At 72.1% G+C, this 19,017-nt stretch carries 17 protein-coding genes; 8 read left to right on the top strand and 9 right to left on the bottom strand.

Annotated features, from left to right (window positions below; genetic code table 11):
* The first annotated feature begins 37 nt into the window (after positions 1-37).
* From ABEA82_RS03050 to ABEA82_RS03075, 6 genes are all read left to right on the top strand, one after another.
* A complete protein-coding gene (locus ABEA82_RS03050; RefSeq protein WP_345659754.1) occupies positions 38-1,120 on the top strand; it encodes a cupredoxin domain-containing protein in 1,083 nt (360 codons plus the stop codon).
* A 107-nt stretch (positions 1,121-1,227) separates the two neighbouring features.
* Positions 1,228-1,761 carry a hypothetical protein gene (locus ABEA82_RS03055; RefSeq protein WP_345659755.1) on the top strand — a complete coding sequence of 178 codons (534 nt, stop codon included), beginning with the start codon at positions 1,228-1,230 and terminating at the stop codon, positions 1,759-1,761.
* A complete protein-coding gene (locus ABEA82_RS03060) occupies positions 1,749-2,495 on the top strand; it encodes a cupredoxin domain-containing protein (protein WP_345659756.1) in 747 nt (248 codons plus the stop codon). The genes ABEA82_RS03055 and ABEA82_RS03060 overlap by 13 nt, the downstream gene beginning before the upstream one ends.
* Before the next feature lie 356 nt (positions 2,496-2,851).
* Complete coding sequence (ettA, locus tag ABEA82_RS03065) at positions 2,852-4,516, top strand: energy-dependent translational throttle protein EttA (protein ID WP_345659757.1); 1,665 nt, start codon at positions 2,852-2,854, stop codon at positions 4,514-4,516.
* Between the two features lie 6 nt (positions 4,517-4,522).
* The gene (locus ABEA82_RS03070) at positions 4,523-4,936 is read left to right on the top strand and encodes an acyl-CoA thioesterase (protein ID WP_345659758.1); all 414 of its coding nucleotides are present in this window, start codon (positions 4,523-4,525) and stop codon (positions 4,934-4,936) included.
* Positions 4,933-5,625, top strand: coding sequence for a DUF8010 domain-containing protein (locus ABEA82_RS03075; protein WP_345659759.1), 693 nt, complete (start codon positions 4,933-4,935; stop codon positions 5,623-5,625). Before ABEA82_RS03070 ends, ABEA82_RS03075 begins: the two co-directional genes overlap by 4 nt.
* A 32-nt stretch (positions 5,626-5,657) precedes the next feature.
* Here the strand turns inward: ABEA82_RS03075 and ABEA82_RS03080 are convergent, their stop codons facing one another.
* The gene (locus tag ABEA82_RS03080; RefSeq protein ID WP_345660114.1) at positions 5,658-6,071 is read right to left on the bottom strand and encodes a globin; all 414 of its coding nucleotides are present in this window, start codon (positions 6,069-6,071) and stop codon (positions 5,658-5,660) included.
* Positions 6,072-6,138: 67 nt separating this feature from the next.
* Between ABEA82_RS03080 and ABEA82_RS03085 the strand changes: the two genes are divergently transcribed.
* Positions 6,139-7,122, top strand: coding sequence for a methyltransferase domain-containing protein (locus tag ABEA82_RS03085; RefSeq protein ID WP_345659760.1), 984 nt, complete (start codon positions 6,139-6,141; stop codon positions 7,120-7,122).
* Between the two features lie 13 nt (positions 7,123-7,135).
* Here the strand turns inward: ABEA82_RS03085 and ABEA82_RS03090 are convergent, their stop codons facing one another.
* From ABEA82_RS03090 to ABEA82_RS03125, 8 genes are all read right to left on the bottom strand, one after another.
* Complete coding sequence (locus tag ABEA82_RS03090) at positions 7,136-8,572, bottom strand: FHA domain-containing protein (protein WP_345659761.1); 1,437 nt, start codon at positions 8,570-8,572, stop codon at positions 7,136-7,138.
* Positions 8,573-8,604: 32 nt separating this feature from the next.
* Positions 8,605-9,951 carry a vWA domain-containing protein gene (locus tag ABEA82_RS03095; protein WP_345659762.1) on the bottom strand — a complete coding sequence of 449 codons (1,347 nt, stop codon included), beginning with the start codon at positions 9,949-9,951 and terminating at the stop codon, positions 8,605-8,607.
* 99 nt (positions 9,952-10,050) lie between these two features.
* A complete protein-coding gene (locus ABEA82_RS03100) occupies positions 10,051-11,403 on the bottom strand; it encodes a PP2C family protein-serine/threonine phosphatase (protein WP_345659763.1) in 1,353 nt (450 codons plus the stop codon).
* Between the two features lie 3 nt (positions 11,404-11,406).
* Entirely contained in the window at positions 11,407-14,031 is a 2,625-nt protein-coding gene (locus ABEA82_RS03105; protein WP_345659764.1) for a serine/threonine-protein kinase, read from the bottom strand.
* Positions 14,032-14,048: 17 nt separating this feature from the next.
* Positions 14,049-15,383, bottom strand: a complete 1,335-nt coding sequence (locus ABEA82_RS03110; RefSeq protein ID WP_345659765.1) for a coiled-coil domain-containing protein — start codon at positions 15,381-15,383, stop codon at positions 14,049-14,051.
* 48 nt (positions 15,384-15,431) lie between these two features.
* Complete coding sequence (locus tag ABEA82_RS03115; protein ID WP_345659766.1) at positions 15,432-16,478, bottom strand: glutamate ABC transporter substrate-binding protein; 1,047 nt, start codon at positions 16,476-16,478, stop codon at positions 15,432-15,434.
* Between the two features lie 29 nt (positions 16,479-16,507).
* A complete protein-coding gene (locus ABEA82_RS03120; protein ID WP_345659767.1) occupies positions 16,508-17,950 on the bottom strand; it encodes a hypothetical protein in 1,443 nt (480 codons plus the stop codon).
* A gap of 147 nt (positions 17,951-18,097) precedes the next feature.
* Positions 18,098-18,538, bottom strand: coding sequence for a GNAT family N-acetyltransferase (locus tag ABEA82_RS03125; RefSeq protein WP_345659768.1), 441 nt, complete (start codon positions 18,536-18,538; stop codon positions 18,098-18,100).
* 82 nt (positions 18,539-18,620) lie between these two features.
* Here ABEA82_RS03125 and ABEA82_RS03130 point away from each other — a divergent pair, with 82 nt between their 5' ends.
* Positions 18,621-18,941, top strand: coding sequence for a hypothetical protein (locus ABEA82_RS03130; RefSeq protein ID WP_345659769.1), 321 nt, complete (start codon positions 18,621-18,623; stop codon positions 18,939-18,941).
* Positions 18,942-19,017 lie beyond the last annotated feature (76 nt).

The following is a 19,017-nucleotide window of genomic DNA, read 5'->3' on the forward strand; positions in this document are numbered from 1 at the left end:
TCACGCCCCTCTCACCCGACTAGGGAGACGCACCACCATGCACACTGACGACACCACAGCCCCCGCACCGCCCCAGCGCCACCGGCGATCCCAGGTGGGGAACCGGGTCCTGCTCGCGACCGGTGCAGGCGCCGGCCTCGCGGCCGCGGCCTGCTTCGGCCTGCTCCAGGCCTCCAGTGGGGTCGCGGCCCCGCAGACGGCCAAGCCGGCGGCCGAGGCCCACTCGATGGCGGGCGAGGCGCAGCCGGCCGCCGCCGACACCAAGGCGGCCGACCACACCATCGAGATCAAGGACTTCAAGTTCGCCCAGCCGAAGCTGACGGTGAAGGTCGGCCAGACCGTGAAGTGGGTCAACGAGGACACCGCTCCGCACACGGTCACGACCACCAGCGGCCCGGCCAAGTTCGATTCCGGGACCCTGAACAAGGGCGACAGCTGGTCGTACACCTTCACCAAGCCCGGTACGTACGAGTACTACTGCGCGGTGCACCCGGACATGACCGCCTCGGTCACCGTGGTGGCCGACGACAGCGGCGGCAGCACGGGAGGTTCCGGCGGGGGCTCTACCGGCGGCTCGACCGGAGGACACACCGGCGGTTCCACGGGCGGCTCGACCGGAGGCGGGACCGGTGGTTCGACCGGAGGCGGGACCGGTGGTTCGACCGGAGGCGGGACCGGCGGTTCGACCGGAGGCGGGACCGGTGGTTCGACCGGCGGGGGCAGCAGCTCCGGCGGCACCGGCGGCGGAGACGACGGCGACGACAAGCAGTGCGCGAGCGTCCAGCAGGTCCTGCTGCCGATCCTCCAGCACCTGAACAAGGCCCACCTGGAGGAGTCTCCGGGGCAGCAGGTCCAGGACGCGCTCAAGCTCGACAGTTACATCAAGATGCACACCGTCTGGGTGGAGTCCATCCTCACCCCGGCCGTGAACGGCGGCGGCGGTGTCGCCGACGACACCCTCGGCGTGCTGCTCCAGCACGTGAACAAGGCCCACCTGGAGGAGTCTCCGGGGCAGCAGGTCGCGGACATCCTCAACCCCGACGCCTACGTGAAGATGCACACCGTCTGGGCCGAGCACATGCTCGCCCCCACCACGGACTACCTCACCGACTCCTGCTGACCCGGGTCCGACAGAACGTGGCGGGCCGGCCGAGTCGCAGTCGGCCGGCCCGCCACCGGACCATTGTCGCCCTCCGTCACTCCGCTCGCCCCCCCGAGGTGCCCGAGATGACCACCGAATCCTTTCCCACCGCAGTCCTTCCCCCGTCACCCACCGGACCCTCGTGGCTTCCCCTGCCCGGCACCTACAGCGCGGCTCCGGGCCGCTGCATCGCCGAACTGACAGCTCACCTGGGCCCGTTGCCGACCCTGCGCCGACGCCTGACCGCCGAGCGAGCAGACCTCACGGTCGCGCCCGACCCGGAGAGCTGCGTCCTGAGGCTGGAGCTGACCGGCCGGCCGCTGAGGGGCAGAACGCTCATATTCGTCAGTACGGGCATCACGCCGGAGTCCGGCGGCTCCCGCCTCAGCGTGCCCGGCGAACTCGCCCTGGACGACGGAGAGGGCCCCGGCGGCGCCTTGCTGCCCGCCGAGTTCACCCTGCGTGTCGTCGACCGCGCCGACGATCAGCTCCTCGTCCTCGGCGCTCTGCGACTGCCGTACCGCGCGTTCCGCCGCACGACCGGCATCACCCTGTCTCGCATCCGTCCCGCAGACCGCATACGGCTGCTCCTCGCCGTGGAGTTCACATGCCCCGCCTGACCGTCCCGCGCGCGCTGCCGGCAGCCCTCTTGGTGACCGGCGCCGTCACCGTGCTGCCCGGTGCCGCTCCCGTGGCTCACGCGGCCACCGCCCACCAGGTCCTCATGTCGGGTTACGCGTTCAGCCCTCGCTCCCTCACCATCACCGCGGGGGACACCGTCACCTGGACCAACCAGGACCAGGCGCCCCACGACGTGAAAACCACCTCCGGTCCCGCGTCCGTCCACTCCCCGATGCTGAACAAGGGCGGCACCTGGAGCCACACCTTCACCACGGCGGGCAGCTACGGCTACGTCTGCACCGTGCACCCGGGCATGACCGCACAGCTCGTCGTGAAGACCGCGCCGGCCCCCTCACCCACCGCACCCCCGGCCGCCCACCAGCACGCCACGTCCGCCCCCGATGCCGGACGCCCCGTCACCCGGCCCACCCGTACCGCCACGTCCGCCTCCCCCACCCCGTCCGCCCCCTCCACCGACCGCAGTGGCATGGCCGCCGCCGAGAAGGACGACTCGCCCTCGCCCTCCCCTTCGGCCGCCGCGGGGGCCGAGGCGGCCGCGGCCTCGGCGCAACCCGCCATGGCCGCCCAGGGCGCCGCCTCCGCGGTCCGGCCTCTCGATCCGCTGCTCCTCCTCGCGGGCATCGTCGCCGGCGTCGCGGTGCTGTGCCTGCTCCTGGTCGGCTCCCGCTCAGCGGCCACCACGTCCCGTACCGGCGGTCCCGACCGGAGCTGATCCCAGCGCCGTGGTGCGAGTCCGGCATCACCGGCACAGGCCGAGCACTGCCGGACGACCCGGCACCTGCTCGGCCTGTGCCGTGCGGGGCGCGTCCGGGGTGCCTGGTCGTGTGCCGGCCGACTCGCGTCCTGAGCAGGTGACCTCAAGTGATCACCCTTGGGCCGTCCCTAGGCCGAGCGAGGGTGCCCGAGGCCGGCCAAAGACGACCGGCAGTGACAGTCACCCGGCAGTCGGCATCCGAGAAGAGCCAGGTCAGAGCCCCCCGGCGATACGCGTTTCCGCCCAGGGGTGGCGGTACGGCAAGATGGGGTGTATCTGCCCACTGCCAGTTTCAAGCTGCCGGACGGTTTCTCTTGGCTGAGTTCATTTACACCATGCGCAAGGCGCGCAAAGCGCACGGCGACAAGGTGATCCTCGACGACGTGACGACGAGCTTCTACCCGGGAGCGAAGATCGGCGTCGTCGGCCCGAACGGCGCCGGCAAGTCGACGATCCTGAAGATCATGGCGGGTCTGGAGCAGCCGTCCAACGGTGACGCCTTCCTCACGCCCGGTTACACCGTCGGTATCCTGCAGCAGGAGCCGCCACTGACCGAGGACAAGACCGTCCTGGAGAACGTCCAGGAGGGTGTCGCCGAGGTCAAGGGCAAGCTCGACCGGTTCAACGAGATCGCCGAGCAGATGGCGACCGACTACACCGACGCGCTCATGGAGGAGATGGGCAAGCTCCAGGAGGACCTCGACCACGCCAATGCGTGGGACCTGGACGCCCAGCTGGAGCAGGCCATGGACGCCCTGGGCTGCCCGCCCGGCGACTGGCCCGTCACCAACCTGTCCGGCGGTGAGCGCCGCCGCGTCGCGCTGTGCAAGCTGCTGCTGGAGCAGCCCGACCTGCTGCTCCTCGACGAGCCCACCAACCACCTCGACGCCGAGTCCGTGAACTGGCTGGAGCAGCACCTGGCCAAGTACCCGGGCACCGTCGTGGCGGTCACCCACGACCGGTACTTCCTCGACAACGTCGCCCAGTGGATCTGCGAGGTCGACCGCGGCCGCCTCTACCCCTACGAGGGCAACTACTCCAAGTACCTGGAGACCAAGGCCGCCCGCCTCAAGGTCGAGGGCCAGAAGGACGCCAAGCGGCAGAAGCGGCTCAAGGAAGAGCTGGACTGGGTCCGCTCCAACACCAAGGGGCGGCAGGCCAAGTCCAAGGCGCGTCTCGCCCGCTACGAGGAGATGGCCGCCGAGGCCGACAAGATGCGGAAGCTGGACTTCGAGGAGATCCAGATCCCGCCGGGCCCGCGTCTGGGCAATGTCGTCGTCGAGGTCAACAACCTCAGCAAGGGCTTCGGCGACAAGCTGCTCATCGACGACCTCAGCTTCACGCTCCCGCGGAACGGGATCGTCGGCATCATCGGTCCGAACGGTGCCGGCAAGACCACCCTGTTCAAGATGATCCAGGGCCTCGAGGAGCCGGACTCCGGCGCCATCAAGGTCGGCGACACGGTCAAGATCTCCTACGTCGACCAGAGCCGCGAGAACATCGACCCGAAGAAGACCCTGTGGGCCGTCGTGAGCGACGAGCTGGACTACATCAACGTGGGCCAGGTCGAGATGCCGAGCCGTGCCTACGTCTCCGCCTTCGGGTTCAAGGGCCCGGACCAGCAGAAGCCGGCCGGTGTGCTCTCCGGTGGTGAGCGCAACCGCCTGAACCTCGCGCTCACCCTCAAGCAGGGCGGCAACCTGCTGCTCCTCGACGAGCCGACCAACGACCTCGACGTCGAGACCCTCAGCAGCCTGGAGAACGCGCTGCTGGAGTTCCCCGGCTGCGCCGTGGTCGTCTCCCACGACCGGTGGTTCCTCGACCGCATCGCCACCCACATCCTCGCCTACGAGGGCGAGTCCAAGTGGTTCTGGTTCGAGGGCAACTTCGAGTCGTACGAGAAGAACAAGGTCGAGCGGCTCGGCCCGGACGCGGCCCGTCCGCACCGCGCCACCTACAAGAAGCTGACCCGGGGCTGATCGGTCTTGCGCCACGTCTACCGCTGCCCCCTGCGCTGGTCCGACATGGACGCGTACGGGCACGTCAACAACGCGGTCTTCGTCCGCTACCTGGAAGAAGCCCGTATCGACTTCCTGTTCCGCCCCGAGAAGGACTTCAAGCAGGGGTCGGTGGTGGCGCGGCACGAGATCGACTACAAGCGCCAGCTCGTCCACCGGCACCACCCGGTGGACATCGAGCTGTGGATCACCCAGATCAGGGCCGCGTCCTTCACCATCACCTACGAGGTGAAGGACGACGACGTGGTCTACGTACGGGCCTCGACGGTGGTCGTGCCGTTCGACTTCGAGGCCCAGCGCCCGCGCCGGATCACTTCGGAGGAGCGTGAGTTCCTCCAGGAGTACACGGACGACGCCGAGGAGGAGGCCGTCGCCGCATGACGGTGCTCCATCTCGCCGACGAGGGGGAGGCTGCGGATCTCGCCGCCTTCCTCTCCCGGCTGCTCCACTACGACCGTGGAGCCGCGGTTCGTCTCCAGGCCGCCGGCACGGCGCTGGCCGTCTTCGGACGCCCGCCGTCCTTCGAGGTGCTGGCCATCCGCGCGGTGCGGCTCGCGAAGCCGTACGAGAACGGGCTGGACGTCACCCTGGACGTGACCGTGTCCGCCGGTGAGTTCCTGGAGTCGGTGGACGAGAAGGGCGCCACGGCCGTCGTGCCGGGCGCGGTGACCGGCCCGCCGTGGGCGGGTGTGCTGCCGCCGCGCGGCGGCTGGCGTCCCGAGCCGGGGCTGCCGGCGCCCGACGCCCTGCGGTCGCTGGTCGCCGCCGTGGTCGCCGAGTTCCGCACCCGTACGCAGGAGTTGCCCGCCGAGCGGCGGACGCGGGGCGAGCTGGACCGGATCGGGCGGGACGTCTGGTCCCGTACGGTCGGCGACACCCGGCTCCCCGTCCGGGTGGTGCACGCCGCGCAGTCACTCGGCTTCCTGCGGCCCGCCCGTGCTCAGGCCTCCGGCGAGGTGGAGCCGCTGGGTCTGTTCTCGTCGGGCGCGTGGCTCCGGCTGCGCACCCCGTACGGGTCCGTCGCCGTACGACGGGCGGGGCTCGGGGCGCTGGACGTCAGCGTCCGCTGACCAGCGCCCCCTCCCGGGGCCCCTGAGGGGCGTCAGCCCGCCGTGTTCACCATCGACGCCGCCGCGTACGTCAGGTAGTTCCACAGCGTGCGCTCGTGCTCCTCGGACAGCCCGAGTTCGTCGACGGCGACCCGCATGTGCTTCAGCCAGGCGTCGTGCGCCGCCCGGTCGACCGTGAAGGGCGCGTGCCGCATCCGCAGACGGGGGTGGCCGCGGTTGTCGCTGTACGTCGTGGGGCCGCCCCAGTACTGGATGAGGAACAGCACGAGGCGCTCCTCGGCCGGGCCCAGGTCCTCCTCGGGATACATGGGCCGCAGCAGCGGGTCCTCGGCGACTCCCTCGTAGAAACGGTGGACGAGCCGACGGAAGGTCTCCTCCCCGCCGACCTGCTCGTAGAAGGTCTGCTCCTGAAGCGTGCCGCGCCGAATCTCATTCACGCCCTCCATGCTCTCAGACACGGGGACATAGGACTCAAGGCCTAGGACCGGCACCCCGTGCCCTTACTGTGGGGGTATGGGCGGGCATGCTCCCGACAGGGAATCCGACGGTCTCGCCGCCTCCGCGCGGGCGGGCCTGGTGCGCAGGATCGACGCGAACGGGGCGTGGGCCGCCGACCCGCTGTGGCGGGAGGCGTTCGCGGCGGTCCCGCGCCACCTCTTCGTGCCGTACTACTACGTCGGCGTCGCCGGCGGCTACGAACGCCGGTGGGGCGAGAGCCCCGACCCCCAGGCGCGTGAGCGGTGGATACGGGGCGCCTACGAGGACACCCCGCTGGCGACCCGGCTGCGCGACGGCGAACTGCTCTCCTCCAGCAGCCAGCCGTCCCTGATGGCGGACATGCTGGCCGCGCTGTGCGTGGAGGCCGGGAACACCGTCCTGGAGATCGGCGCCGGCACCGGATACAACGCCGCGCTGCTCGCCCACCGGCTGGGCGACGACAAGGTCACCACCGTCGATCTCGACCCGGAGATCACCGAGTCGGCCCGCCGGCACCTGGCCACGGCCGGGTACCACCCGGTCGTCGTCACCGGCGACGGCGCGCGGGGCGTGCCCGAGCGTGCGCCGTTCGACCGGATCATCGCCACGTGCGCGCTGAGCACCGTGCCGCGCCCCTGGCTCGCCCAGAGCCGCCCCGGCGGCCGGATCCTGATGCCGCTCGCCACCGGCCTGGTCCTGCTCACGGTGTCCGACGCCGGGCAGGCCGAGGGGCGTTTCCTGCACACGCCCGCCTACTTCGTGCCGCTGCGCGGCGGGAGCCGGCCCGGGGGTGAGCCGCTCCAGATGGGCGGGGTGCCGCGCCGGGCCAGGGAGGACGATCTGTTCCGCTTCCTGCTGGCGCTGACCCGCGGCAGCCTCGACCCGCAGGAGGCGCACTCACTGTGGGAACAGGAGGGCAGGCCGCAGCGCGAGCGCTACGGCATCACGGTCAGTGGCGACCGGGAATGGGCCTGGCTGGACGACCCGGAGGGGCCGTACGCCTGGCCCCTCCCGTCCTGAGCCGGCGGGGCGCTCAGCCCCGGCGGATCGTGATCGTCGTCCAGGCGCCCACGTGCACCCGGTCGCCGTCGCGGAGCGGCACGGGGACGAACGGCTGGATGGGCTCGTCCGAGCCGTTGACCGTGGTGCCGTTCGTCGAGTTCTGGTCGACGACCGCCCAGCTGCCGTCCGGCTGCTGGACCAGCACCGCGTGCTGGTGCGAGACGCCCGGGTCCTCCGGCGGCACCGACAGGTCGATGTCGGGGGTGTCGCCGGTGGAGTGCCGGCGGCGGCCGATCGTGAGCTGGTTGCCGGTGAGCGTGCGCTGCTGCTCGGGCGAGTACGCGGGCAGGTTGAGGCCCGCGGCCTCGGGGCCGGAGCGCTGCATCATCGCCATGAAGTAGTCGCGGTCCGGGCCGATGGTCGCGGTCCAGGTCGCGGGTCCCTGCGGCGCCTGGGGCTGCTGCGGGAAGCCGCCGGGGCCGGGGGGCGCCTGGGTCGCGCCGGGCTGCGGGTAGCCGTAGCCGCCGCCCTGACCGCCGCCGGGGCCGCCAGGGCCGCCGGGGCCGTTGGACGGCGGGGAGAGCATCCAGTCGTCGTCACCGCCGCCGAAGGACGGACCACCCTGCGGCGGGCGCTGGGTCTCCTGCGGGAATCCGGGCGGGGCCGGCGGGCCGGACTGCTGGAAGCCCTGCGGAGCGCCGCCGGGCCCACCGGGGCCGGGCGGGGGCGGGACCGGACGCGAGGGGTCGGCACCGAAGCCGGGCGGGCCGGGAGGACCACCGGGGCCGGAGGGGCCGGGGCCGGAAGGGCCACCGGGTCCGGGAGGACCGCCCGGACCGGAAGGGCCGCCGGGGCCGGGGAAACCGCCGCCGGGAGGAGGACCGCCGGGACCGGGGAAGCCACCGCCGGGCGGGCCGGGAGGACCGGGAGGGCCCGAGGGCTCGCCGCCGAACGGCGGGATCGGCTCGGCCGGGCGGTTCACCTGCGACGGGCGGGAGCCCTGGTACTCGTAGGAGTCACCGCCGCCGTAGGACGGGCCGGGCGGGCCGGGCGGACCGCCGGGACCGGGCTGGCCCGGTGGCTGGAACCGCACGCCCGGGCCGGGCGCCGTCGGGTGCGGAGCCGCGGGTGTGTACGAGGTGGCCGTGTTCGTCAGGAAGTTCCACCGGCACTCCTCGCAGAACGGGGCGCCGCCCTCACGCGGCGTACGGCACTGCGGGCAGAGCTCCGGCTGGGCGTTCGGCACGGACAGGTGCGGAGGAGGTCCACCGGCCTGGCCCCCCGGGCCACCGGGGCCACCGGGCGGGCCGCCGGGGCCACCGCCGGGGCCGCCCGGGGGCGGGAAGCCGTAGCCGCCGCCGGGCGGGGGCGGCGGGGGTGGCGGAGGCACGGCACCCGCCATGCGGTGACCGCAGACCTCGCACCAGTCGTCGGAACCCGACTGGTGTCCGTTCGGGCAGGTCGGCATGTCGGCGCGTCCCTCCTTCGATCTCTTCTAGGTCACTTCTTCACGCGAACAGTCTTGGTGGACCGAGTCTCGAGCGTCATCTCGTCGGCCTCCTCGACCTTCGCCTTCAGTCGCACAGTACCGGTCGCGGCGTCGACCACGTCCACCACCTTCGCAAGCAGTTTCGCAGTATCGGCGTTCCCGGAGGCACTCGCGAGCTGAACGGCCCGGCCCAGTTTGGCCGTTGCTCCATCCATATCCCCCGACTTGCGAAGATCCAGCCCTTGTTGGATGACTTGTGCCAGTTCGGCCTGCCCGGTGTAGTGGGCGACCTGGGGGCTGATCGACGTCGAGGCGACCATGTCGTCCGTCCACACGGCACGCACCAGGCCCTGCGCGCCGAGGTTCTGGACGCTGCCGTCGGGCTGCGGAATGACCAGCGAGATCCGGGCCGCGAGCATCTCCTGCCCGATGTTCGCGGGCGGCACCTCGACGCAGACGTGGTAGTCACGGGACTCGTCGCCCCAGGAACCCAGGGGGTAGTCGCCCGCGCGCGGGCCCGCCTCGGTGCGTCGGCCGGTCAGGTTCTCGACGGTGGGCGCGACTTGCTTGACGAACCTCACAGTGGTGCCGACCGGAGTCCACAGCCGCAGGGAGACGTCCGCGACCTCCTTCCCCATCGCCGTCTCCATCATCTGCGTGAAGTCGGCGGCGAGTCCGGCCGGGTCGGCGACGATGTCGGCGGTGCCGAGCAGGGCGGAGGCGATCCCTGTGACTTCTTTCACTTCCCAGTCGGTGCCCACGCCGCGCGCGTCACAGGTGAAGCGCCCGGCGCACGCGTCGAGCGCGGCTTTGAGGTCCTGGGGCGACTCGTGCTCGTTGCGGCCGTCGGTGAGCAGGATGCCGTGCCGGATGGCGACGTCCGCCGAGGACAGCAGGCGGTCGGCCAGTTTCAGCCAGGTGCCGATGGCCGTGCCGCCGCCCGCGCTAAGCGAGCGGAGCGCCTGCTTGGCCTGGGCCCGGGTGGTGGCGTCGGCGACCGCGAGGCTCCCGCCGCCCGGGTAGACCTCCTTGGCCACGTGCGTCCCGCCGATCACCGCGAAGTGCACGCCGTCGCGCAGGGTGTCGATCGCGGCGGCCGTGGCGTCCCGGGCGTTGCGCATCTTGGTCGGCGGGTAGTCCATCGAGCCCGAGCAGTCGACCATGACGGCCACGGCCGCGGACGGGCCCTGGCCGGGCGAGTAGAGGTGGGGCGCCGAGACCGCGGTGCCGATCGTGCCGCCGCCGGTCGCCGTCACCGTGACGACGGCGTTGACCTCGCCGGCCCCCTCCGGCAGGTACTCGTTCTGGTAGACGTCCACCGAGAACTGGGGCACGTTCGACTTCGAGAAAATGGCCATGCGTGCTTCGATCCCCCTCGAAAGCCCCCGCCTCAGCGGGGTGATGACGGTAGGCGGACCGGTCCCCTCCGGTCCGCCGAGGCGTCCCCGTACGTGGCCTCAGGCCGATCCTGCCCCCTGGGGGACGGCCGGGAACGGCACGAGGGCCACTGTTACGTTGTCGTGGCCCCCGCCGTCCAGGGCGTGGCCGACGAGCACCCGGGCGCTGTGCAGCGGATGCGTGGCCGCGTCGAGCGGCACGACCCGGGCCATCTCCTCGGCCGCCTCCGCGTAGTTCCACAGGCCGTCGGTGCAGACCACGACCACGCCCGGCCGGTCCGGCTTGAACGCGGCGGTGTGCGGTTCCAGTTCGTAAGCGTCCGCGCCGAGCCAGCCGGTGATCGCGTGGGCGCGCTCGTCGGCGTAGGCCTCGGCCTCGTTCATCAGGCCCGCGGCGACCATCTGCGCGGCCCACGAGTCGTCCTCGGTGAGCCGGGCGGGGGGAGCGCTCCGGTCGACCGGGACCCAGTAGGCCCTGCTGTCGCCGACCCAGCCGACGATCAGCAGGCCGGACGTCACCACGGCACCGACGATGGTGCACGCGGGCGCGTTCTGGTGCGGGGCCTGCTCACGGGCCGTGGCGGGCTCCTCGGCGAGCGAGTTGACGGCGCGTGAGGCGGCGATGATCGCGTCGTGCATGGCCTGCTGGGGGTGCGTGCCGCGCGGCAGGGCGGCGAGCAGGGTCTCGCTCGCCGCCTTCGACGCCGCCATCGAGGCGTCGTCGGGGCGGGTCGCCGAGGAGACGCCGTCGCAGACGATCGCCACGGAGGCGGGCGAGCCGTCCGGCAGCGCCGCCGTGCCGATGGCGAACGCGTCCTCGTTGCGGTGGTGGCGCAGGCCGCGGTCGCTGACCGCGGCCACCGGGCCGGACTCCTGCTCCATGTGGTCCCGTTCGCGCGGCTGGGCGTGGCCGCAGTTCTCGCAGTAGCCGTCGTCGTCCACGCGGCCGGCCCGGCAGGCGACACAGACCTTGCCGCCGGCGCCCGCGGACGCGGGCTCGGCGGACACCCGGGGGTCCGGTGCCTGGAGAAGGTACTCGTCGGGCTGCTGTCCCGGGGCGGACCCGGGCTGGGCGGTGTCGCCGCCGGGCGGCGAGGGAGGTCCGTCCGGCTGCGCTCGCAGGTCGAACCGCACTCCGGCGGCCGGGGCGGCCGGCGGTGCGCTGGGGGGCGGAGGTGGCGACGGGGGCGCCGGCCAGGCCGTGCCGCCGGGTGGCTCCGTCGGTGGCTCGGGGTACTCACCTGCCGGGGCGCCCTGGGCGGGCACCGAGCCGTTCATGGTGATGGTCGGGTTGTCCTGAGGCCGTGCCGGCACGGCGGACAGGTCGTATCCGCACGCCCCGCAGAAACGGTCACCCGACTCGAGGGGTTCCTCGCAGCTCGGGCAGGCGGACAACTGGGGCATCTGCGACATCAACTACACCCACGTCCGGGGGCGGTAACGGTTGGCACGTTCCACCAGGTCGATCCTCTCCTCGCCGCCCCGCGCCAGCCGGGCCAGCGTGCGGTACGAGCGTTCCAGACCGAACCGCAGGCCCCGCTCGTCCAGGCCGCTGCCGAGCAGCGTCCGTCCCCCGGCGGCGGGAGGGGCGGAACCCTGGCCCCCGGAGAGTACCCAGTCCAGCGCGCAACCGAGGACTTCGGCCGACAACTGCTCCCGCCGCGCCGGGTCCAGACCGTACGCCTCCAGCGCCTCCACCTGCGCCGCGGCGGCCGTCAGGTCCTCCAGGAAGGGCACGTCGGAGGCCGTCGCCGTGCGCTGCCGCAGCCGGGCCCGCACGGCCGCCACACGGGCCGCCGTGTAGTGGATGGAGGACTCCGGCACCGACTCCAGCGTCCGTACGGCACCGCGCCGGTCCCCGGTCGCCAGCTGCACACGGGCCAGGCCGAACGCGGAACTCACATAACTGGGGTCGGTCGACCACACCAGCCGGTAGTACTCGGCGGCGTTGTCCAGCTGGCCCAGCACCTCCGCGCACAGGCCCAGCGCCAGCTTGGGCGCGATCTCGCCGGGGAAGGCGTCGTAGATCGCGTCGAAGGCGAGCGCGGCGCCCTCGTCGTCGCCCGTCACGAGCGCGGCCACGCCCCGGTACCAGACCACCCGCCAGTCGTCGGGCCGCTCGCCCTCCAGCGTGACCAGCGCTTCCAGCGCGGCGGACGGATCACCGGTCTCCAGCCAGGCCCGGATCTGCCGCAGCCGGGTCTCGGTCGACGGGGCCGGAGCCGCCGCGAGCGCGCCGAGGAGCTCGGCCGGGGCGGAGGTCATCAGGCCCGCCAGGAAACCGGCGTTGGGGTCGGACGGGTCCACCCGCGGGACGGGCAGGGCCAAGGCGGCGGCGGTGGTGTCGACGGGTTTGACGAGGCCGGGCGGGGTGCCGGGGCCGGGCGGGGCGGTGACGTCCGGTGAGCCGGCCGGGAGTTGGGCGTTGGCCGGCCGGCCTACGGGTAGGCCGGCGGTGGGCGGGTGAGCGCCCGTGGCGGGCAGGGCGGTGACGGCCGGGGAGCCGCGCCGGGTGCGCACCACCCGCGCTCCCAGCCGGGACACCTCGCCGTCCAGCTTCGGGAACAGCTCCGCGTCGGTGACCCGGAGTTCGGGCCCGAACAGCGTGGACAGGGCGGGCCTCGCCCGGCCGGTCTGGAGGGACACGACCTCCCGCAGCACCCCCGTCAGCTGCTCGGTCATCTCCTGCGCGGAGGCGAACCGGCGGGCCGGGTCCGGGTCCGTGGCGCGCACCAGCAGGCGGTAGAACGACTCGTACTGGCGGAAGACCTCGATGTGGTCCGGGTCGGGCAGCGAGTCCGCGTAGACGTTGGTGTAGCCCTGGAAGTCGAAGGTCAGGACGGCGAGGGTGCGGGCGACGGTGTAGAGGTCGCTCGCCACCGACGGGCCCACCTCGGCCACCTCCGGCGCCTGGTAGCCGACCGTGCCGTAGATGGCCGACTCCTCGTCGTCCATCCTGCGCACCGCGCCCATGTCGATCAGCTTGAGCTGGTCCTCGGTCTGGATCGCGTTGTCGACCTTGAAGTCGCAGTACAGCAGGTTGCGGCTGTGCAGATGGCCGAGCGCCTCCAGGGCCTCCAGGCCGTACGCGCAGGCCTGTTCCACCGGCAGCGGGTCGCGTCTGCCCTGCGGTGTGCGGCGGGCGTTGGCGATCTCCTTCAGCGACTTGCCGCCGACGTACTCCATGACGATGTAGCCGTCGAGGGAACCGGTGCGCTGGTCGAGGTGCTCCACGAAGTTGTAGATCCGCACGATGTTGGCGTGCTCGATCTCCGCGAGGAAGCGCCGCTCGGAGATGGCCGCCGCCATCGCGTCCTGGTCGCCCGTGTCCAGCAGGCCCTTGAGGACCACCCACCTGTCGGACACCGCCCGGTCGACCGCCAGGTAGATCCAGCCCAGGCCGCCGTGCGCGAGGCAGCCCACGACCTCGTACTGGCCGTGCACGACGTCCAGGCCCTTCAGCTTCGGTACGAACGAGTACGGGTGCCCGCACTTGGTGCAGAAGCCCTCCGTACGCCCCGGCCGGTCGCCGCGCGCACGGCCCACCTGGGCGCCACAGTCGGAGCGCGAGCAGAACCGCTTCCGCTCGGGCACCTCGGGGTTGTCCAGGACCATCTCGCGCGGGTCGGGGCGCGGGATCGGCGGGACCTGGACGAGACCGGCGCCCAGCCGGCCCCGGGTCGAGGAACCGGCGCCGGAACCGGAGCTGCGCACCGACACCGAGCGGCTCGTGGACTTCCCCGACAGGGAGCGCGAGAGGCGTCCCGACACCGAGCGGCGGGACTTCGACGACTGGGACGACGTACGGGAACTGCGGCCGCTGGAGCGGGAACTGCCGCTGCCCGCCGACCCTCCCCTCGCGCCGCTGGTCAGGCCGGTCGGGGGTGACCCGACCATGCCGTTCGATGCGACCACGGGGGCGAGGCCGCAGGTGTCGCAGTACAGTTCGCCGCCGCCCACGTCCTCGTAGCTGCCGCCGCAGCCGGGCCGCTGGCAGGTGCGTGGAGACGGGCCGGGTGGTTCGTGCGGTGCCTGACTCATGGACTCCCCCTTGTCGCTCATGCGCCGGGCCCCCGCCGGTCGTCCTCGGACATGCCCTGGTCCGGGACCCGCGGGCCGCCGAGCAGTTCCGCGGCCGCCTGCTGGTAGCGCAGCACGGCCTGTTCGGCGGCGCGCAGGTCGCAGGGGGCGCTCCACAGCATGCGGCGCGCCTTCTCGTACCGCTCCATGACGAACGTGTCCTCGGCGAAGCCGTGCCGGGCGATCTTCGCCTTGTACGCGTCGAGGCGGCCCCGCAGCTCGGCCCGGACGGCCAGGGGCGCGGTGACCGCGGTCAACGACTCACGGGCGCGCAGCAGTTCGTCCTCGGCCTTCTGCTCCAGGGACTCCAGGAGCGGGGACAGGCGGTGCCACTGCGCCTGCCTGCGGTACTCCGCGGCCGTCGCCAGCTGCTCCTGCAACGCCGTCGGCGGCCCGCTGACGACCGGCACCTCCGTCGCCGCGATCTTCGCGAGGACCTCGCCCCGGGCGGTGCGGGCCTCGGCGAGCGTGCGGTCCGCGCGGCTGAGGATGTCCCGCAGCTTGAGGATCCGCGTCTCGGCGTCCTGACGTACCGTCAGCACGGCGTCGATCTCCCGCCGTACGTCCTCCAGGGCGCGTGCCTCCCGGTCGTACACCGTGGTGTCCGGCCTGCCGCCGCCCGGAGCGGAACTGCCCTCCGCGGCCTGCCAGTACGCCAGCGGGTCCGAGACGACCTCCTCGCGCAGCCTGGTCAGGGTGCGGGTGATGCGCTCCAGGTCGTCGCCCGCCGGGTGCTCGCCGGGGCGCACGCCGACCGAGTGCGCGAGGCGGCGGGTGCGCTGGAGTTCGGCCGCCAGCAGGTCGATCCGGGCGGGCAGCGCCGACCAGACCGCGTCGGCGGCGACGACCATGTCCAGGCTCGTCGCGTACAGCTCGTTCATCCGGTCGACGAGGGTGCCGAGCGAGTAGCGTTCGCTGAGTCTGTTCGGCGAGCCCTGCGGAGTGGGGGCGTGGGCCGTCGCGGTGGCGCTGCCCGCGACCGTGACCGACTCGCCCGTCAGCAGGTCCGTCAGCTCCACCAGGTCCTCGCGGCTGGACCAGCGGCGGCGGGCACGGATCTCCCGGGCGGTGCGCAGAGCGTCCGCGTACGCGTCGAAGTAGGTCCACAGCAGCGTGATCGACGCCTCCGTGGACGTCCAGCGGTCCCGGGTGACGCCGGTGAGTTCGGCGCCCTCCAGGAGTCTGCGGCCCGCGTGGTCCTGGAGGGCGAGGAGCGAGGTCTCGATCGCCTCGTGCTCCGCGCCGAGCCGCGCCAGCGCACGGTCCACCTCGTCCCGGTCCATCACCGGCCCGGTGGATCCCGTGACGCCCATCGATCACCTCTCGCTGCGGTTGTGCCGGTTGGGGGTTCGGTCGAGTTGTCAGGTGGTGCGGCGGTACTGCGGTGCGGGTGGCTCCGATTTCCTCGCATCCTTGCCCAGTGTCGCCGAGAGCCATTTCCCGTACGACGCCTGCCAGCCCTTCGTGGTGTCCTCGCGGTAGTCCACCAGGATCTGGTTGACCCGGCGTACCAGATCGTCCGCGTCCTTCTTCATCGCCACGCCGTAGTACTCGGCAGTGAAGGCGTCGCCCTTGAGTTGGACCGTCGGATCCTGGGCCGCCTGGCTCGCCGCGAGCGCGCCGTCGGTGACCACGGCGTCGGCCTCGCCGAGCTGGAGCCGCACCAGGCAGTCGAGTTGGTTGGGGACGGTCCCGGAGATGTCGGTCGTCGCGGGGAGCTTGCCGTCCTTCTGGTCCTCCTCCAGCGTGGAGTGGGCCGTGGAGCCCGCCGCCGTGCAGATCCTGCGGCCCGCCAGCGTGTCGTCGTAGCCCTTGACGGGCGAGGACTTGGGGGCCAGGACCTGCTGTCCCGTCTTGAAGTAGGGCGCGGAGAAGGCGACGTCCTTGATGCGGTCGCAGTTGATCGTCATCGTGCGGACGACCATGTCCACGCGGCCGTCCTGGATCGCCGGTATGCGCTGGTCGGTGGGGATCGCCTTGAACTGGACCGCGTCCGGGTCGCCGAGGATGTCCTCGGCGATGCGGTGGACCAGGTCGATGTCGAAGCCCTCCAGCTCCGCCGTCCTGCCGCTGTTGGGGTCGCGGTAGCCCCAGCGGTAGCTGTTCTGGTCGACGCCGACGATCAGCTTGCGCTTCTCGCCCTCGCGGTTCTTGATCGCCTCGATGGTGTCGCCGTCCGCGGAGGAGGGGGACAGGGTCTGCTTCTCGGGGGCCTCGCAGTCCTCTTCGGCCTTCTCGGTCTCTCCGGCCTTGGCCCCGGTGCTCTGGGAGACGGCCTGGCCGTCCACCAGGGCCGATGTGGACAGGGGGACGCACAGCGCGAAGACCGCCACCAGGGCGCAGACGACCGCCATCGCGGCCACCCCGCCCCAGCCCTTCAGACTGGCCCGCAGACGTCGTGCTCGCATGGTCACGCCCCCTTTCACCCCTGTCCCGATCACCGGTACTCCGAGAGCCTGCGGCCGATGCCCAGGACCGCGCCCGCGGCACCGAGCACGGCGAGTACGGCCGCGCCCGCCGCCAGGCCCGTCAGGGCGTCCCGGCCGTCGCCGGCGGCCTGCTTGAACTCGGTCTCCTCGTGCGCGAGTGCCGTGCGCAGGTTCTCGTCGACGCTGTCGAAGCACTCGCCGGTCGCGTCCTTGGTGCCGATGACCATGCCCAGCGCGCGCTGGTAGTTGCCGTTCTCGTCCTGCTCGCGGGCCGCGGTGTGGCGCTTCTTCCACTCCGTCATGTTGCCGACGGCGGCGGTGACGGGCCGCTCGCCCGAGGTGTCGTCGGCGAGCTTCCCGGCGTCCGCCAGGTACGCGCCCAGGGCTTTCATGTCCGCGCGGAAGGCGTAGTCGTAGGCGTCGTAGGTCTCTTCGCCGACCTTCTTCGTCTCCGCGCCGCGGGCCACCAGGGTCAGGTTCTCGTTGCCCCTCGCCTTGAGGGAGGCGATGCGGGCGTCGTGCAGGACGTTCAGGGAGCGGACGCCGTGGTCGTAGGAGTCGTTCAGGCCCGCGCGGGCGAGGCTGTGGCCGACGACCAGCCAGAGGAGGACCACGGTCGCGGTTGCCGTGGCGGCGACCAGGCCGTGGTTCAGGACACGGTTCGTGCGCCGGTAGTTGCGGTGCTGGGCCCAGGCGAGAGCGGCCAGCGCGGCGATGCCGAGGGCGATGGCGGCCCACGGGTAGGGCGTGGCGTCCGCGTAGTCGGCGCGCAGGCGCTGGTTCTCCTTCTTGTACAGATCCTCCGCGGCCGGGAGCATCTGCTGCTGCATCTTCTCGTTGGCGTAGCGCAGGTAGGCGCCGCCGACCGGGAAGCCCTGGCGGTTGTAGGTGCGGGCACGTTCGACCAGGCCCTTGTACTCCGGGAGGAGCCTGTTCAGCTCGGCGATGGTCGTGGCCGACGGGGAGTCGGGGTCCGAGTTGGCGGCGGCGTTGACGAGCTTCTCGGCGGCCGTGCGGATGTTCTTCTCGTACCGGTCGCGGGAGGTGGCCGTCTCCTGGCCACCGGCGAGGAAACCGCTGGAGGCGGCGGTGTTGGCGTCCGCAAGGGAACGGTAGATGTCCGCCGCGTCCGAGCTGAGGGGCTGGCTGCTGGTGAGGACGTCGTCGGCGGCGGCCGCGCGCTCGGTCATCTGCCAGGCGGTGACGGCGCCGAAGGCGACGACGAGGAGGGCGAGGACGGCGCCGATGATGCGGAGCCGGCCGGGTTCCGTGGTGGCGGCGTCCCGGAGCCGGTCGACACCCTCGGCGAAGGCGGTACGGCGGGGTTGAGGCTCTGCACGGCCTTGCGGCGCCTGGGGTGGTCGCACCGGCTGGGCAGGGAGAACGGGCGTCCCCGTGCCCGGTGGTGGTGCGCTGCTCGTCGGCAGGTGTGTCACTGTGACCTCCCCCATGGTCATCCGTCGCCGCAAGTATCCCTTCCGGCACTGACATCCGCACCGGCCTTGCCTCGATCTTGATCGGATCGCAGCGTGAGGCACCACCCCTTGTCCTGGAACACGTCGCGGGACGTGGTTCGGTTCCGTGAGAGAAGCGCGCGATCACTGGACGTAGCGACGGAACCCCTGCGCCAGGGCGCCGAACCCGCACGCTTCGTAGAACCTGTGGACGTACGCGTCATCCGCCGCCAGCAGCTGCACCTTGTAGCAGCCGGCGGATTCCCCCAACAGCACGGCTGCCTCCATCAGCTGCCGCCCGACACCCCTCCGCTGGAAGTGGCCCGCGACCACGACGTTCTCCACGAACAGGATGGCCCGGCCGCCCCGCGTGAGGTTCGGCATGACGACACAGTCCGCCGCCCCGGCCACGACGCCATCAGCCTCGGCGACCAGCACGGTCCGCCCCTGCTGACCGCGTATGGCTGCCCAGACGGCCTCTGCCGTGGCGTGGGGCAACGGCGCGTCATCGGGGTTCAGTTCCCTGTAGAGGGCCAGCAGAGCTGACAGATCTGCCGCGTCTGCTGCCCGCACGGTGATCTTCATGGGCTGAGCTTAGAAGGGACGCAAACAGCGAGCCGCAAAGGAGTGGGACGCCGAGCAGGCAGGCATTAAGGTCCCATTGGCCATGGCTAGTTACGACACATACGGCACCAGTACGCACACCGTCGATGATCTGGTACGGCTTGTGAGCGTCCGCCTGGGAATGACTTTCACGGAGCGAGAGAGCCACTTCCGGGGCGTCTACCACCTCGCTGACGACCACAGCGTGCGGGTCGAGGTCCAGCCCAATGAAGTCCCCGGCGACGACGAAGACGAACCTTTCGATGACGCGCACCCGGAATGCCGAGTCCTCGTGCTGACGACCACCACGACCCCCGGGACCACCTTGCGGGCTCGGCTGGAGTCCATCGAAGGGCTTCTGCACCTGCGGCACGAGTCAGTGTGAGACCCGGCCGCTCGCACACCCGCCTCCCGCTCGCACACCCGCCGTCGGCTGGCCCCAGGCCCGATCAGGGCCCCCG

The sequence above is a fragment of the Streptomyces venetus genome, from assembly GCF_039540295.1.
In the GTDB taxonomy this organism is placed as follows: Bacteria; Actinomycetota; Actinomycetes; order Streptomycetales; family Streptomycetaceae; genus Streptomyces; species Streptomyces venetus.